Source organism: Nitrospira sp., from assembly GCA_016788885.1.
Classification (GTDB): domain Bacteria; phylum Nitrospirota; class Nitrospiria; order Nitrospirales; family Nitrospiraceae; genus Nitrospira_A.
Genome location: JAEURX010000014.1, coordinates 62504 through 77309, shown reverse-complemented (window position 1 = coordinate 77309; position 14806 = coordinate 62504). Strand labels below are relative to the sequence as shown.

The following is a 14806-nucleotide window of genomic DNA, read 5'->3' as shown; positions in this document are numbered from 1 at the left end:
CTCAACCACGAACAGGTGAGAGGGAACACCCTCGGAAAAGGGCCTTGATCTCGCCGACCAGCATCAAGGAGCCCGTGACACAAATCAGATCGGACGGGGTCGCGGAACGTTTGGCCAACGCCATCGCATCCGCCGGCGTCGGCGCCACCAATGCACTCGGCGCAACCTCCGCGAGCAAGGCACGAAGTTCAGCACCGGTGGAGGCGCGCGGGAGATCGGCCTGGGTGAGAATCAGGGTATCGGCCAACGGCAGCAGCGGGGCCAGGAATTCTTTCGGATGTTTATCGCGCATCATTCCGACGATGAGCGTGACGTGGCCGCCTGGGTGTGCACGGCGCCAGTCGGCGAGCGCATCGGCAAGCACACGCGCCGCGGCGGGATTGTGTGCGCCGTCGACCACGATCATCGGTCCCTGCCCAAGCACTTCCATGCGGCCCTCCCAGGCCACCTGCTGCAGGCCCGTCCGCACGGCCGTCTCCGGCACCACCAAGCCCTCGTCGTGAGCCAACTCGATCAGAGCCAGGGCACAGGCCAGATTGTCGAGCTGAAACCGCCCTTGCAGCGGACAGTGCAGATGCTGATACGCCCGCTTCAGTCCGGTGTACCCGCAATCCGCCGTTGAATCACCGTCGCAGCGAAACTCGCGGTCGAGACTATAGACCGGTGCGCCCTCGTGTGACGCGCGCTCCTCGATGACCTGCCGGGCCGGCGCATCCATCCGACCGAGCACAACGGGCGCTCCCGGCTTCACGATCCCGGCCTTCTCAAACGCAATCGCCTCGATGGTCGAGCCCAGGTAGGCCTCATGATCGAGGCCGATGCTGGTAATCGCCGACGCCAGCGGGGTCACCACATTCGTGGCATCGAATCGCCCACCCAATCCGACTTCGAGCACCGCCACATCCACCCGACACTCCGCAAAATATCGACACGCGAGCGCCGTCGTGAATTCAAAAAAGGTCGGGGCCAGATCAGGCGCCGCCGCCTCGCGCAAGACCTCAACCAACGCACTGACACGCGCTTCCGGAATCATGACGCCGTCGACCCGGATGCGTTCGCGAAAATCGACCAGATGCGGTGACGTGTAGAGTCCCACGCGATGCCCAGCCGCCTGCAGCATCGAAGCCGTCATCGCCGCCGTTGACCCCTTCCCGTTGGTCCCGCCGATGTGTACCACCGGATACCCACGGTGTGGATCACCCACCCGGGCAAGCAACGCGCGAATCGTCTCCAACCCCAACTTGATGCCGTGCTGTTGTAGGCCGTAGAGGAACTGCACTGTGGCGGGATACGTCATCATGGCCATACGAGGGAACTCGTCTGCACCGGCAGACGGGTTCCGCATCCTGCTAGAAATGTCCGACCAGCGTGCTGACCGCTTCTTTCAACTGCTTGCGTTCGACGATCATGTCAATCATGCCGTGATCGAGCAGGAATTCGGCTCGTTGGAACTGGTCCGGCAATTGCTGTTTGATCGTTTGCTCGATCACGCGCGGCCCGGCAAATCCGATCAGCGCTTTCGGCTCGGCAATGATGACATCCCCCAACATGGCAATACTCGCGGTGACGCCGCCGAAGGTCGGATCGGCCAGAATCGAAATGAACGGGAGCTTCGCTTCACCGAGCTTCGCCACCGCCGCAGAAGTTTTTGCCATTTGCATGAGCGAGAGAATTCCCTCCTGCATGCGTGCGCCGCCGGACGCCGTCACAAGAATCAACGGCATGCGCCCCTCGAGTGCACGATCGACCGCGCGACAAATCTTTTCGCCGACGACCGACCCCATGCTGCCGCCCATGAATCCAAAATCGAACACACACAGCGCGACCTTGCGGCCGTTGACCGCGCCCTGGCCGATGACCATGGCGTCCTTGCGGCCGGTCTTTTCCTGCTGCGCCTTGATCCGGTCCTTATACGTGCGTGTGTCCTGAAATTGCAGCGGGTCTTGTGGCTCCAGTTCGGGATCCCACTCCTTGAACGTGCCCAGGTCGACCAACAGATTGATGCGTTCGATGACCGAGATCGGGAAATGATAGTCGCACTTCGGGCAGACCTTATTGTTTCGATCCACCTCTTTGCGATAGACGATCTCCCGGCAATGGTTACACTTCAGCCACATGCCCTCCGCCGCCTTGGAGCGCTTGGGGGGCTCGGCCTCTTCGGTTTTTCCTTTTTTAAACCACGCCATCCTGCTCACCTATAGTACAAGGGTTTGGCCCTCTTCAAGCGCGGTCAACTGCGGAATACCCAGTCGACCAAGCTCCTGACGGATCCGATCGCGAAAACGCGGTTTGAGATGGTACGCGAAGACCGGCAACTCGGGTCGCGCGATTTTGGCAAACTCCTCAGCCAACAGCGCCGGCGTGAGATGCTTCGCCACTTTGGCCAATTCACTCATCTCGTCGGGAAACGAACTTTCAATAAACGCGGCCTTCAACCCGGACACCCCCTTGGCGACCTGCCAGAGCTCCTCAGTGTGATACGTATCGCCGCTATAGAGCAGCGTCCGGTCCTCGTCACGCAGCAGAAATCCCACCGTCGGGACCACATGGTTCACTCGAATCGGCGTCACGCCAAATCCGCACAACTGGGTCTCCCGTCCGGGGCGCAACTCACAGGACACGAAGACCGGTTTGGCGGGGTCGGGCAACTGGAAAAAATCGGGATAGACGACTCCGTTGAAAATGTGTCGGCGCAGTCCATCCAACACTTCGGGTATGGCGGCGATGATCACCGGCTCATCAATCTCACCGACCAGATTGTCGGCCAACGTCGGCAACTCGCGAATATGATCGAAATGCAGGTGAGTCAGCAGGACCACCCGAATTCGCCGTTGCTCCTCGAGGTACAGTCGGGAACCGACCGTGCCGGCATCCACGACCAGCCGATCATTGAGCAGGAAACCGCAGGTGCCGCACTGCACCGGACCGCGTTCACCGCTGACGAGTTGTCCCGAACCATGACAGCCCAAGACCCGCAGATTCATGGCCCTAGCCTTCCGGCTCGGCGCCCCGATCCCGGCAACCACCCACAGGCTAATGGATCAATGCTGCGCACTGCGCGGCAGAATAGCATACCTCCGACAAAGGCGCACACAGATTTGCACGGTCGAGGAGAAGGACCCAGGCATGTCATGCATGATACGCGGGGCGAGTCTATGGAACGGTCGCCTGTCGGCGCTATGACCATCCACTGCCGAGGCCGATCCGCACCATCATCAGCAGACCTAACCCGATGCTGGCAAGACAGGCGAGCCCCTGCACCATCCAATACGCTTTGGGCCCCACCGTCACGGAATAGATCACCGGCAGGCTGAGCACTGCGCCGACCCCCACCATTCCCAAAATGGAGCCGACACCGAACACCACGATATAGCCAATGCCTTGGCCAAACCCGGTCACCGTCGAAAGCACAATCAGCATCAACGCCGCGGACCCGGCCAGTCCGTGGGCCATGCCGATCAAGAGGGGCCGCAGCGAACCGTGATACCAGTGTCCGTGCGCATGATCCGCCTGCACGCGGTGACTGTGCAGATGCACATGCGCGTGTCCTCCGTGTTCGTGGAGGTGCAGGTGCCATTGCTCTTGGTAGATGCGGCGGGCCAACGAGAGACCCAGCACGACCAGCATCACGCCGACGGCAAACTCGAAGAGGCTGGCCACCGATTCAGGAATCGTGAGGTTGAGCGCCATCAGCGCCGTCCCGACACAAAGCAGCATCAGGGTGTGCCCGAGCCCCCAAAAAAACCCGATGGCCGTCGAGGCCTGTACGGTAGGGCGTTCCGCCAGCACGGTCGAAAGAGCGGCCAGATGGTCCGCATCCAGGGCGTGACGAAGCCCCAGCACGAATCCAAGGCTCAGAATGGTCAGGGTATGGGGATCAAACATCCACTGCTCCGAGGGAACTGTATGGCCGATCCGGCAACGGGAGCAGCACGTACCGGCGGTCATCCCCCGCGCGCATGCATTTCCAGGTGGGGATCTTCACGGAGCCGGTTGATTTCGATGAGACGTTGTTCTCGCAGCCCCAAGGCTTCAAGCGCTTTGCGTTCCTCAGCGCCGCGATCCGCCCGCCCTTCCCACGCGGCAGTGATCAAGGCTTTCAATTCGTCACGGGTACGCCCTTGCCGGAGGGGAGCGCGAAGATCAAGGCCGTCCTTGGCATACAGACAGAGGTACCACATCCCGTCAGCCGTCAGCCGACTGCGATCGCAGGAGCGGCAGAAGGGTGTCGTGGTCGACGGAATAATGCCGAAGACGGTGCCGTCAGGCAGCTGAAACCGTTCGGCCGGTGCCACACTGTTCTCCACCAACGGCGTGACTCCGCCATAGTGATGACCGATCAGCTCCAACATGTCCGCCCGGGAGAGCACCTGATTCATGGACCAATCCGTGGCCCCTCCGACATCCATATACTCAATGAACCGCACCTCGCCCCCCACCGTCTTGCCGTATTCGATGAGGTCGATGAGTTCGTCGTCGTTGTACCCCTTGATAATGACCGTATCGAATTTCAGCGAGGGGAACCCGGCCTGAATGACGGCCTTGATGCCGTCGAACACCTGGTGGTGCAGATCACGCTTGGTCAAGGTGCGGAACCGGTCCGCCCGCAGGGTGTCCAAGCTGATCGTCACACGGTTCAACCCGGCAAACGACAGGTCGGCGGCCTGGTCCGCCATGAGGACGCCATTGCTCGTGAGGGCGATTTCGCTGATCCGGCGATTTTCAGACAGTTGCCGCACAAACCGCGGCAAATCGCGTCGCAACAACGGCTCGCCGCCGGTGAGACGCACCTTGTCCACGCCTAACTCGGTGAAGACCGCGGTGAGTTCGGCCATCTCCTCAAACGTCAGGATGGTGTCGCGCGGCAACCAAGCATAGTCGTCCTCGGGCATACAATACTTGCACCGAAGATTGCAGCGGTCGGTCACAGAGAGGCGCAGGCTGCGAAGCGGGCGCCCCAAGCGGTCGTATATGGTCGGGACTGGTGTATCGAGCGTGTTTTGGTCCATCGAGACTCGAAGGCGCGGGCCTCTCCTCTCACGACATCCCTTGGGAAGGGCTATGGGTGCTCCTCGACCCACACCTCTCCATCGGGGGTGTGTTCGAGCTTCCAAATGGGGGTAATTTGTTTCAGTTCGTCGATGGCCCATTTACAGGCCTGAAAGGCTTCCGCCCGATGTTCGGCACCGGCAATGATCAACACGATGTTGTCGCCGATGCCGATCTCGCCATACCGGTGCAGGATCAGCAATTCGATCACGCCGAAATCTTTGAGGGCCCGCTCGCGGATGTCCCGCAGCTTCTTCTGGGCCATGCCTTCGTAATGTTCGAAGGTAATGCCGTCCACATCCTTGCCTTTGGAACGATCCCGTGCCGTACCTAAAAATATCGCAATCCCGCCGATGCGCTTTGAACGCGCGCGCACGCGACGGAGCTCTTCATCGATCGAGAAATCCTCACGCTGCACTCGGACCAACATCGCCTCATCGTCGGTGAGGGGCTGGTCGGCGTTGGTGACCTGTTCAAGACTCATCGATTCGTTCCCTTCGGTTTCGCCGCTGGTTCTCTCAGGAAGGATGCTCAACAAGCCTGTCCGGCAGGGCCGCCACACACGGCGAGCACGCCGCTGGCAGGCTTGTTCAGCATCCGTCACTCCCGCCGGCAAACGGCGGCAGCAGGGCAATTTCATCCCCGTCCTGCACTTCCAGGTCTTCGTGGGCGATATCCTGATTGACCGACACGAGCACCTTCTTCTTGTGCAGCAACTCGCCGATCTTCGGATAGGCCGCATCGATCACGGCCACGAGGTCTTTGACCCGCCTGCCCTCGGGCAAGGCCAGGGACAGGGTCCCCTGGTTACCCGCCAACAGTTTCGTCATGCCGAACAGTCGTACCGTCACCATGTGCGACTCCATCATCTCAGGCAACGGACAGACCCTACTTACACTGGAACCGGGCGTTGATAGGTGCCGGACTTTCCACCCGATTTCGTCACCAGGCAGATGTCGCCGAAGCTCATCCCCCGGTCCACCGCCTTGCACATATCATAAATCGTCAACGCGGCCACCGACGCCGCCGTCATCGCTTCCATCTCCACGCCCGTGGGGCCATTTGTCTTGGCCGTGGCCGTAATCGTGATGGAACAACGCCCTTGGTCGTTCGGCTGGCTCACCTCGTGAAAGGAGATATCCACGCTCGTCAGGAGGATCGGATGGCACATCGGAATCAAATCCGGCGTGCGCTTCGCCCCCATCACGCCCGCCACCTGCGCAACAGAGAGCACATCGCCCTTGGCGATCTTTCCCTGCTGAATCTTTTCAAGGGTTTCCGGTTGAAGGAACACCATCGCTTGCGCCGTCGCGAGACGCTCCGTGGAGGCCTTCGCCCCGACATCGACCATCCGCGCCCGCCCCGATTCATTGAAATGAGTAAACTCGGCCATTCTTCACGCCAAATCAGTTGATTGTCGCCGGAAAACCGCCGAATTATAGGAGCCGGCCAAAATGGGAGTCAAGCCACGTGAGAACCAACCAACGACTGCCCCAGAGGGACCGCCCCGGTGCAAATGCCGCCCGTGATCTTGTACAGTGAACCAGCACTGATGAGCTGGCTCAGAGGAGAAGACGCATGTCGATATCGAGACGACCGGAACTGGAGAAGGATAATCCCGTGGCCCCGCAGATCTATGTCGGGCCGAGACGGAGACGAGCGTTAGCCCGGCTGGCCGCAGGCGTACCCGCACAGGCATCGATGGAAGTCGAAGCGGCGTTGCAGGCATTGGTGGACGCCGCGGAAGCGTTTGCGCATAGCCTGCCACCGTCGCAAGAGACGGATCGGGAGCGGGTGGCACTGATGGAGGCCATTTCACAGGCTCAGACCTTCCTGCCGATCGAAGCCGGGCTTTCGCCCCGGTCACGATCGTCGGAAGAGCCGTGATGGGCTGAGCATCACACACACAACGGGGGCAGCCACCCGCGTGGCTGCCCCCGTTGCACATCAGCTCAATCTCTGGATCTGGTCCGTGCGCTACGCAACCTGTTGAATTGCGGAGAGGAGCCACTTCCCCGTGCCAAACCGCATGAAGGTCCACACTTCCGTCGTTTCCACCGTCTGCTGAGCATTCCCCTCGACGACATATCCGACTTCATCCGGTTGCTTCGTTACAGAAATGCTGTAATCACGGGCGGACCAGGACAATCTGACGGTGGCATACTGCGTCGCCCCCTCGCTCCAGGCCTCCAACACCTCCGCCCGGCCCAATTCCACGTCCTCCACATGATTGGCGATGCCCTCGCTGGCCTGCTCGGCAAGACCCGTGCTGAAATACTCCAACATTTCCGGCGTCACCAGGCGCCGCAACCCCGCCAGATCCTGATGGCTCCAGGCGGTTTGAATATCTATCAGCGCCTGCTGAAACGCGGCCTTGTCCGACGACGTGATCTCGTCGTCAACAACCGCCGTCCCCAAACCTGCACGAGACGATTCGGCCAGGAGAGAACCACTCGCGGCACTCGTGCGAGAGAGCCCGGAAAAATTCGGCGCCGGCGTACGACGCGACCGCATGTACCACCAGAGCGCACCGCCGCCCATCACCATGAACAGCAGCAACATGCCGTTGGACCCGGCTCCTCCGGCAGCCTGCTCACCTTCGGCCCCTTCCGTCGTGCGCGCACTCGTCTCGGTCGCCCCGAAAATCATGTGCCCCAGCCACGTCCCGGCAAGACCACCGGCAATCCCGGCCAACAGCGGATTGCGTTGAATCCATGACGGCTGCGCGGCGGGTGCCGGTCTCGACATGGGGGACGGGTTCCCGACGGATGAGGACGGAGGCGTGGCAGAAGGCCTGGCCGTCGTCGACTGTTCAATCGGCTTGGCGCCGTTGTCCTGGTAGGTTCGCGATCCGCGACTCCCCATGCTTCCCGATGACCCGCTGCTACGCGACCCGCTGGAGAATCCTCCCCCTGAGCCCCCACGCGCCTTCGCGAAAGACATCGTCGGCACACCGACCAGCACAAGCACGAGACATGCGGCTATGAGTTTGGCTGTATTCAAGCTAGGCATCCTTTCCTTGGACGGTCAATTCGTTCTCAACGTCCCCTATCCTACCAGGCATGGCCGGCGAAGACCAACAGGGCATTCGACGCCCCGACACTCGCATGACGTTTGCCCCTTTCATACGGTACCTTAAGAGCGACGCACGCAGTCAGTGACGTCCACCCGCACTGCGAACATCGCAGAGAAAGGTCGCATCGTGAAACAGGGGTATCGGTTGATCGTCGTCGATAAGGATGGGGTGCTGGTCTCAGAATTTCAACTCACCGAAGCGGCCCTCGCTGCGCCGGAGGCCTTCGTGGCCGCGCTCAGGGAGTCGATCGAGGAGATTGAAGAATCGGAGGCGTGAGGGTCACAGTCTCCCGCCGAAAGCATACAAGACAGCTGGTGAGTGCCACCATTTTGGCCGGAACCTTAGAAATGCATACCCCTCTGATTGACGGCGATCCTCGCCCGTCACTAAGGACGGGCGCTACTGTACGCTGTTTCGTTCGTGATCGCCCACGAGAGGGTTTCAATCCTCGCCCGTCACTAAGGACGGGCGCTACTTCTATGCAGTAAACCCTAATCTAAGCCTATAGGAGTTTCAATCCTCGCCCGTCACTAAGGACGGGCGCTACAGTGGCGGACCTGGTTCGCGTAAGGCTGCAATCAGTTTCAATCCTCGCCCGTCACTAAGGACGGGCGCTACGGCGAGCCCTGTCAGTGGTGCGGGCCGATCACTGAGTTTCAATCCTCGCCCGTCACTAAGGACGGGCGCTACGGCCGGTGACCGTCACGCCGGTGGCGATCTGGAATTGTTTCAATCCTCGCCCGTCACTAAGGACGGGCGCTACTGCTGAAGCGTTACACGCGGGTGATTCACAAGCAGTTTCAATCCTCGCCCGTCACTAAGGACGGGCGCTACGGCGGCGCCGCCATCCATCACGGACCAGATACCGGTTTCAATCCTCGCCCGTCACTAAGGACGGGCGCTACACCCTGAACGCGAGGAATGAGCCAGTTGATACCGTGTTTCAATCCTCGCCCGTCACTAAGGACGGGCGCTACATTCATCTGCTCGAACAGATGCAAATGATTCACGATGTTTCAATCCTCGCCCGTCACTAAGGACGGGCGCTACAGCGTTGCTACGATCGTTTGACAGGCGAGAGCGAGTTTCAATCCTCGCCCGTCACTAAGGACGGGCGCTACTGACGGCCTGGGCGAATGAGACGTTTGGGCAGGCGTTTCAATCCTCGCCCGTCACTAAGGACGGGCGCTACTCGCCAAGCATTGGCCGCACGTCCAGCGGTACGGCGTTTCAATCCTCGCCCGTCACTAAGGACGGGCGCTACCTCGACAAGTCTGCTCCTGCCGCTAGTCCACCTGAGTTTCAATCCTCGCCCGTCACTAAGGACGGGCGCTACGGATTGCCATGCCGGATCAGCCCGGCACCGCACAGTTTCAATCCTCGCCCGTCACTAAGGACGGGCGCTACGACATGCGCGTGATCGATATAGATGTGTGAGTCTGTTTCAATCCTCGCCCGTCACTAAGGACGGGCGCTACAAGACTCCCTTTCGGGATTGCTACGAAAAAGGGGTTTCAATCCTCGCCCGTCACTAAGGACGGGCGCTACCCAGATGCGCCAGACGGCGAGCTCCCCTCGTTGACGTTTCAATCCTCGCCCGTCACTAAGGACGGGCGCTACAGTTCAGCTCCGGCATCAGCTTGAGCAGCCCCATGTTTCAATCCTCGCCCGTCACTAAGGACGGGCGCTACGGTGAAGGAGTTAGAAGCACAACATGATGACTTAGTGTTTCAATCCTCGCCCGTCACTAAGGACGGGCGCTACCGCGCTAACAAAAACCTATGATTTCCAGCCAGGTTTACCTCGACTTGGCGCGAACCTGATGGAATCATTTGGAATCGGCGACAATGGTTTCGTGTCACCTGAGAAATTCTCCTTTTAATTCGTAACCTTCTCGCCTGCGCGATCCCACGCCCTATTGAGCAGCGCTGCTGGTTCGCGTTTACAACACCAGTGGCTCATCAAAATCGACTGACGTGTCCACACCAAACACCTGCACATACTTTTCTTTGGGCTCGACTAATCGATACACCCGCAAACTGTCTTCTTTCTCATCGATAATTTCGAGAAGACGCCGAAGGAGTTCTTCAAATTGCATCTCATTGACCGTGCATTCGAACACCGATTTCTGTACTCGTTGCCCGAAATCCTGACAGGCCTGCGCAATTTTCCGCAGGCGCCTCCGCCCGCCAGTTGACTCTGTTGCCACGTCATAGGCGATCAACATATTCATGCCACCCTCCTACCGATACAAAAACGGCGGATAGGCCTCAAGGTCTCCTCGCAGCACGCGGGCCAGAAGACGAGCCTGCACATGCGGAACCAAACCTAACGGCATCTTTTGATTCAACACCGGGTGCGTGATCTCTTCTTGTTTACGTTTTTGATAGGCGACGATGACCTCTTTGCGGGCGGCATCCTCCAGGTGCACTGCCCCGCCCGGTCGCGCATGAAATTGATTGGCCGCTACCTGCTTGCGGTTGATCAACGTGAGTGCGAGTCGATCGGCAAAAACACTCCGCAACTCTTCCATCAAGTCTAAGGCCAAGGCTGCCCGGCCTGGACGCAACGCATGCAGAAACCCCATTTGCGGATCGAGGCCGACTCCTTCCAGCGCCGCAACACAATCGTTCATCAAGAGGGCATAGAGAAACGACAGCAGGGCATTCACGGGATCGGTCGGCGGGCGCCGGTTCCGGCCATTCATGGTGAAGGTGGGGTGATCTTCTCGAACCATGCGATCGAACGTTGAGAAGTAGTGTCGCGCCGCTTCCCCTTCGAGCCCGCGCAGGTGGTCAAGGTCTTCGGAAAGCGGCACACGACCGAGCACGTTGGCGAGAGCCTCGGCGGTCTGGCGTAAAGCGTTGCCGTCGTCCGGCTGATCGGTTTCTCGGGCGGCCCGCAACACAATCTGCCGGCTATTCTGAATTTTTCCTCCCACCACATTGCGGGCGATGGTCAGCGTGGTCGCTTGATCGCGCATGGCCGCATATTGGGCACAGCGCAGCAACACATTGCCGGAAACCGGCCCCTCCACACGCGCCTGAAAGCGGCCGTTCCGGTCGAGAAACACGACAAACCGGCCGTCCTGAGCGCAGCGCGCCAGCGCCGCCGGACTTACCAACACGTCGCCGAAACAGACGATACCGCCCAGGTGATGGATCGGCACCTGTAGTTTGGTTTCCCGCTCGACCTCGATTCGGAGCGTGTCGTGATCGAGCCGGAGATAAGCGCCTTCGGTCGTCAGATAGAGCGTATTCAGCAATTGATGCATCGGAGACTCAGCGCGGGTCTTGCGGAACAAACAGGTGACGGATCAACGCCTCTGCGCGTTGCCGTTCGCCAATCACGGCCGGCATGCAGGCCTCACGTAGGGAACAGTGTTCACAACGTTGGTCATTCACTGGAGAGGGAAGAATCCTGTCAACTAGCATAGATCGAATCGCCGTCACGATTTCTTCCACCCGAGTTCGCAATGCCGGAGTGAATAATACTTCACGTCGTCTTCTGGACTTGTGATGAAAGATGGCGCCTCGCTCAACATTTTTGCCTAGCATTTCCTCTAGACACAGTGCTTGAGCGCAAAGCTGCACGTCATCATTTTCGTATCGCCGGTTCGGTCCAGATTTGTATTCGACAGGATAGGGAATCGCTCCGTGAAATTCGACGACATCAGCTTTTCCAATCAAACCTAATCGTTTGGAACAGAGCGGTAAGGCACGCTCCACTCGTACGCCCTCCTCCCAACCACTTGCCCCTTCCTGGTCGGTTCGTTCATGAAGGTCGTGACCGCGCATGGTAAACACGTTTTCAGAGTATGTCTGCTCCACATGAATCAACGCACATCTCCGAGGGCAGTAGGCATAGTGATTCAGCGCGGAAATAGGGATCAACTCCCAATCAGCGTCATCCTGCGACATCATTTAGCCTACGATAGCTTCGCAAGCTTACCCACGCTGTCATCCCACCCCCATAACTCCACACCTTTCGGCAGGTTGGCCGTATTCGTTGTTACTGTGTAATGCGCAAACTTGCGAGGGCTTCCAATCTTGTCTTCTTTCATCGCCGATTCATTGCGCTTCACGTCGATGACGCGGCCGAGGTCTAATAACGCTTGTGCAGGGGCACAGCCAAGCATGGCTTGACGCTTACGCTGTTCGACATTGTTGTCCGTGCCCACATGCTTAAACACATACAGCCCCCGGTTGGACATCATGCCTTTGGAGGCAGAACGGTCGTGATCCCACATGCCTGCCAGAGCCTCCCACAGATGAATGAGATCGTCGTCTGAAAATAGGGTTCCCTGAGCGAGATTGGCAGACACGAACCCTTTGGCAATATAGAGGCCGTAGGGGATGAGGGCCTTGCGACCCATGGTGCGGAGGGAATCTTCCGGCTGCGCAGCTTCCCACTCAACGTGTTTCTCGTAACTCGCGTCTGATTTAATCTCTTTTCCCGTCGGAGTTTTCGCGACTCGTGTAATAGAAAGATCAAGCGGAATTATTGGATCAACGGAGCGAGAAAAGGCCACCTGCACCGGGCCTCGCACTTGCCCGGCATTCGGGCCAGTAGCGAGAACTGCACCGAATGTCCGGATGTCGAAGAAGTTGCTACATAGCCACTCACGCGCTCCTTTTACCTGTGCCTTATTAGATTCTCCATCTTTCGGAACACCACCGTTCGCCTTCTCGTGAGCCAGTGCAATAGGCTTGTTTAGATTGGTCGCGTGTTCTACGAAGATGGCGTTCGGCGTGGTATTGCCAAATGCAATCTGGATATAATTCCGCACTCGCCGCTTGATGGCCACGTCGGAAACCAGCCCGTGCATGTCTTCCGGGTCAATGCGTGGCGAGTTCCCAGCATCGGGGTCGCCGTTCGGATTGCCGTTTTCGCAGTCGAAGAGATAGAGGAATTCATACCGGTTCTGAATGACGCTCATTGGTTTTCTCCTTGTTCGGTCTCGTTGCTGTTCTTGCCTGACCGCAGCGCGGCAAGTTGCTGGTAGTAACCAAGAGCAAATAGACCCTGGCCGTTAAGGTCAAGAATACGTGGCGCACCATCGCCCAAGTGCCCCATCACATCCGCGATCTGATTTTCGTACCACCAAGCCAAGCCGCCTTCGAGCTTGCCCAAGTGGTTACGCGCATTGCTGGTCAAGCGTCCGAGAATCAGTCCCGGTGTCTGGCTCGCAGCAGCATAATAACGTTGCACGACACCTGCCCCTACATCACCAAGCGCGGCGCGTTGTAAGTTAGAAAACACTGCCAACAACCGTCCACAGTGATAGGCGGGCTCTGGATGATCGGAGTTGAGATATGCGGTCATGGCGTGGGCACCTCCAGGTTGAAGTCGAACAAAATAGGCTTTTATAAACCCCATGCGAGCGTGGTTGAACGGGGGCTGGTCTTTATCGACCAGATCTGTTCGGAATCGCGCCAGTGCCTGCGCCATTAACGGTTGCGGGATGGGCAGCCGCTGCACTGCAACTTTCCATAATGTAGCGCTGGTAGGGGCGGGCAAGTCCTTCAGTTCGCGCACTAATGCCCCGCACACCGCCATGAACTTAGGATCATGAGCTTGCCCTCTGCCGTCACGAGCGACAATGGCGAGATCGGCAAACCACGCCTCGATATTGCACACCAAATCCTCGAAACGCCCCTCCATCCAGTCGCGCACCATCACTCGCCCTGATGCGCCTGAAAGCGCCAGTGCGTAATACCGGTTGTTGCCCAAATCAACGCGTTCGCCTTTGCGGATGGATTCAAGCAGACGACGCGCAGCCCCCAGTGCAGCCGCTTCCGTTTGTTCTTGCGACTCGAAGCCGTTCAACCATTCCAATGGATCGTCTTGTGGGGCAACCTGCACCTTGAACCAGTGAATAACCAAAGCATTGGCGAGCTTGCGGGAATGGTGGCGAATCAAGTCGTTGAGGCCATCCACATACTTCTGAGCTGCTTCGGTGCTCATAGCAGCATTGGCCGACTGATCCAGGCCGAAAGAACCGAACGCGGCTTTATCGAAGCCCACCATCACATCGCCCATGCTCAAGCCACCGACACCAGATAACCCTGTAATCTTAGGGTGAGTCGGCAAGGGTTGTGTGGTATTACCCGTGAGGAAGCAAACCATATCGCTCGCGCCAGAAGGCGTTGAACCAGGTCGGCCTCTCTGCATATCCTTCTTTCGCCATTCTCGCCACCAAGCCTGAATGGTTTTATCCTCGCGCGGATCAATACCGTCTACCCGCCAGCCAAGCCAGTCAGCAGGCTTGGCTTTGTTTTCTGACAGGGACTTTCGTATTTCGCCCAGACTGGATTCATCTTCCAGTGCATTCGCGATGGCAGTAAGATGCGAAGATACCTTCGATGCCGAGCGCAGCATTTCAACAAAAAATTGGTGTTTAGCGTGCGCTCCTTCAATCTTGTCCTGCCCTTCACTACCCTTGAACAGAAGCACGACTGTCTGGGCCATCTCCACCAAAAAATGTGATTTGCCGCCAGCATTCATATTGTGCATATCAGGGCAACGGAGATACGATGCGCCGCGCTTGCCATCACCCAGCGGCAACACATTCAGAAAACGTCCATCAGCGCCCAGCTCAACACACCAACGCACTTCGCGGGTCTTAAACCCAGGCTCAGAGTCGAGGCCCTCTCCATAGCTCATCAATGCTTGCAGCAT

General features: G+C 58.7%; 16 protein-coding genes and 1 CRISPR repeat array. Of the genes, 2 read left to right on the top strand and 14 right to left on the bottom strand.

The features are described from left to right. Position 1: 1 nt before the first annotated feature. From JNL86_04110 to moaC, 8 genes are all read right to left on the bottom strand, one after another. Positions 2 to 1306 (bottom strand): bifunctional folylpolyglutamate synthase/dihydrofolate synthase, encoded by a 1305-nt coding sequence (locus JNL86_04110; GenBank protein MBL8042082.1) that lies wholly within the window; start codon positions 1304 to 1306, stop codon positions 2 to 4. 43 nt (positions 1307 to 1349) lie between these two features. Then, positions 1350 to 2186: an acetyl-CoA carboxylase carboxyltransferase subunit beta gene (locus JNL86_04105; protein ID MBL8042081.1), complete on the bottom strand. Its 837-nt coding sequence runs from the start codon at positions 2184 to 2186 to the stop codon at positions 1350 to 1352. A gap of 9 nt (positions 2187 to 2195) precedes the next feature. Beyond that, positions 2196 to 2984: a 3',5'-cyclic-nucleotide phosphodiesterase gene (locus tag JNL86_04100; protein ID MBL8042080.1), complete on the bottom strand. Its 789-nt coding sequence runs from the start codon at positions 2982 to 2984 to the stop codon at positions 2196 to 2198. A gap of 193 nt (positions 2985 to 3177) precedes the next feature. Then, on the bottom strand, positions 3178 to 3885 hold the full coding sequence (locus JNL86_04095; GenBank protein MBL8042079.1) for a hypothetical protein: 708 nt from the start codon (positions 3883 to 3885) through the stop codon (positions 3178 to 3180). Positions 3886 to 3944: 59 nt separating this feature from the next. Further along, entirely contained in the window at positions 3945 to 5009 is a 1065-nt protein-coding gene (gene moaA / locus JNL86_04090) for a GTP 3',8-cyclase MoaA (protein MBL8042078.1), read from the bottom strand. Between the two features lie 50 nt (positions 5010 to 5059). Continuing rightward, positions 5060 to 5533: a molybdenum cofactor biosynthesis protein MoaE gene (locus JNL86_04085; GenBank protein ID MBL8042077.1), complete on the bottom strand. Its 474-nt coding sequence runs from the start codon at positions 5531 to 5533 to the stop codon at positions 5060 to 5062. A 106-nt stretch (positions 5534 to 5639) separates the two neighbouring features. After that, complete coding sequence (locus JNL86_04080; GenBank protein ID MBL8042076.1) at positions 5640 to 5903, bottom strand: MoaD/ThiS family protein; 264 nt, start codon at positions 5901 to 5903, stop codon at positions 5640 to 5642. Positions 5904 to 5941: 38 nt separating this feature from the next. After that, positions 5942 to 6442 carry a cyclic pyranopterin monophosphate synthase MoaC gene (moaC, locus tag JNL86_04075; protein MBL8042075.1) on the bottom strand — a complete coding sequence of 167 codons (501 nt, stop codon included), beginning with the start codon at positions 6440 to 6442 and terminating at the stop codon, positions 5942 to 5944. A gap of 185 nt (positions 6443 to 6627) precedes the next feature. Here moaC and JNL86_04070 point away from each other — a divergent pair, with 185 nt between their 5' ends. After that, a complete protein-coding gene (locus JNL86_04070; protein ID MBL8042074.1) occupies positions 6628 to 6936 on the top strand; it encodes a hypothetical protein in 309 nt (102 codons plus the stop codon). Between the two features lie 90 nt (positions 6937 to 7026). Here the strand turns inward: JNL86_04070 and JNL86_04065 are convergent, their stop codons facing one another. Next, positions 7027 to 8061 (bottom strand): TIM44-like domain-containing protein, encoded by a 1035-nt coding sequence (locus JNL86_04065; protein MBL8042073.1) that lies wholly within the window; start codon positions 8059 to 8061, stop codon positions 7027 to 7029. Positions 8062 to 8251: 190 nt separating this feature from the next. Between JNL86_04065 and JNL86_04060 the strand changes: the two genes are divergently transcribed. Continuing rightward, positions 8252 to 8401, top strand: coding sequence for a hypothetical protein (locus tag JNL86_04060; protein ID MBL8042072.1), 150 nt, complete (start codon positions 8252 to 8254; stop codon positions 8399 to 8401). Between the two features lie 90 nt (positions 8402 to 8491). After that, positions 8492 to 9889: a CRISPR direct-repeat array (repeat unit 37 nt; unit sequence GTTTCAATCCTCGCCCGTCACTAAGGACGGGCGCTAC). A 178-nt stretch (positions 9890 to 10067) separates the two neighbouring features. Here the strand turns inward: JNL86_04060 and cas2 are convergent. From cas2 to cas8c, 5 genes are read right to left on the bottom strand one after another with little or no spacing between them, the layout of a single operon-like run. Then, positions 10068 to 10358, bottom strand: a complete 291-nt coding sequence (gene cas2, locus JNL86_04055) for a CRISPR-associated endonuclease Cas2 (GenBank protein ID MBL8042071.1) — start codon at positions 10356 to 10358, stop codon at positions 10068 to 10070. 9 nt (positions 10359 to 10367) lie between these two features. Beyond that, positions 10368 to 11399 carry a type I-C CRISPR-associated endonuclease Cas1 gene (gene cas1c, locus JNL86_04050; protein MBL8042070.1) on the bottom strand — a complete coding sequence of 344 codons (1032 nt, stop codon included), beginning with the start codon at positions 11397 to 11399 and terminating at the stop codon, positions 10368 to 10370. A gap of 7 nt (positions 11400 to 11406) precedes the next feature. After that, the gene (gene cas4 / locus JNL86_04045; protein ID MBL8042069.1) at positions 11407 to 12048 is read right to left on the bottom strand and encodes a CRISPR-associated protein Cas4; all 642 of its coding nucleotides are present in this window, start codon (positions 12046 to 12048) and stop codon (positions 11407 to 11409) included. 5 nt (positions 12049 to 12053) lie between these two features. Further along, entirely contained in the window at positions 12054 to 13064 is a 1011-nt protein-coding gene (gene cas7c / locus JNL86_04040) for a type I-C CRISPR-associated protein Cas7/Csd2 (protein MBL8042068.1), read from the bottom strand. Further along, positions 13061 to 14806 carry a type I-C CRISPR-associated protein Cas8c/Csd1 gene (cas8c, locus tag JNL86_04035; GenBank protein MBL8042067.1) on the bottom strand — a complete coding sequence of 582 codons (1746 nt, stop codon included), beginning with the start codon at positions 14804 to 14806 and terminating at the stop codon, positions 13061 to 13063. The genes cas7c and cas8c overlap by 4 nt, the downstream gene beginning before the upstream one ends.

What these genes read in the sequence shown, in the direction of transcription:
- JNL86_04065 (MBL8042073.1), bottom strand. Translation starts at nt 8,061, where the DNA reads ATGCCTAGCTTGAATACAGCCAAACTCATAGCCGCATGTCTCGTGCTT.
- JNL86_04070 (MBL8042074.1), top strand. Translation starts at nt 6,628, where the DNA reads ATGTCGATATCGAGACGACCGGAACTGGAGAAGGATAATCCCGTGGCC.
- cas2 (MBL8042071.1), bottom strand. Translation starts at nt 10,358, where the DNA reads ATGAATATGTTGATCGCCTATGACGTGGCAACAGAGTCAACTGGCGGG.
- cas4 (MBL8042069.1), bottom strand. Translation starts at nt 12,048, where the DNA reads ATGATGTCGCAGGATGACGCTGATTGGGAGTTGATCCCTATTTCCGCG.
- moaC (MBL8042075.1), bottom strand. Translation starts at nt 6,442, where the DNA reads ATGGCCGAGTTTACTCATTTCAATGAATCGGGGCGGGCGCGGATGGTC.
- JNL86_04095 (MBL8042079.1), bottom strand. Translation starts at nt 3,885, where the DNA reads ATGTTTGATCCCCATACCCTGACCATTCTGAGCCTTGGATTCGTGCTG.
- cas8c (MBL8042067.1), bottom strand. Translation starts at nt 14,806, where the DNA reads ATGCTGCAAGCATTGATGAGCTATGGAGAGGGCCTCGACTCTGAGCCT.
- cas7c (MBL8042068.1), bottom strand. Translation starts at nt 13,064, where the DNA reads ATGAGCGTCATTCAGAACCGGTATGAATTCCTCTATCTCTTCGACTGC.
- JNL86_04105 (MBL8042081.1), bottom strand. Translation starts at nt 2,186, where the DNA reads ATGGCGTGGTTTAAAAAAGGAAAAACCGAAGAGGCCGAGCCCCCCAAG.
- JNL86_04110 (MBL8042082.1), bottom strand. Translation starts at nt 1,306, where the DNA reads ATGGCCATGATGACGTATCCCGCCACAGTGCAGTTCCTCTACGGCCTA.
- JNL86_04100 (MBL8042080.1), bottom strand. Translation starts at nt 2,984, where the DNA reads ATGAATCTGCGGGTCTTGGGCTGTCATGGTTCGGGACAACTCGTCAGC.
- cas1c (MBL8042070.1), bottom strand. Translation starts at nt 11,399, where the DNA reads ATGCATCAATTGCTGAATACGCTCTATCTGACGACCGAAGGCGCTTAT.
- moaA (MBL8042078.1), bottom strand. Translation starts at nt 5,009, where the DNA reads ATGGACCAAAACACGCTCGATACACCAGTCCCGACCATATACGACCGC.
- JNL86_04085 (MBL8042077.1), bottom strand. Translation starts at nt 5,533, where the DNA reads ATGAGTCTTGAACAGGTCACCAACGCCGACCAGCCCCTCACCGACGAT.
- JNL86_04080 (MBL8042076.1), bottom strand. Translation starts at nt 5,903, where the DNA reads ATGGTGACGGTACGACTGTTCGGCATGACGAAACTGTTGGCGGGTAAC.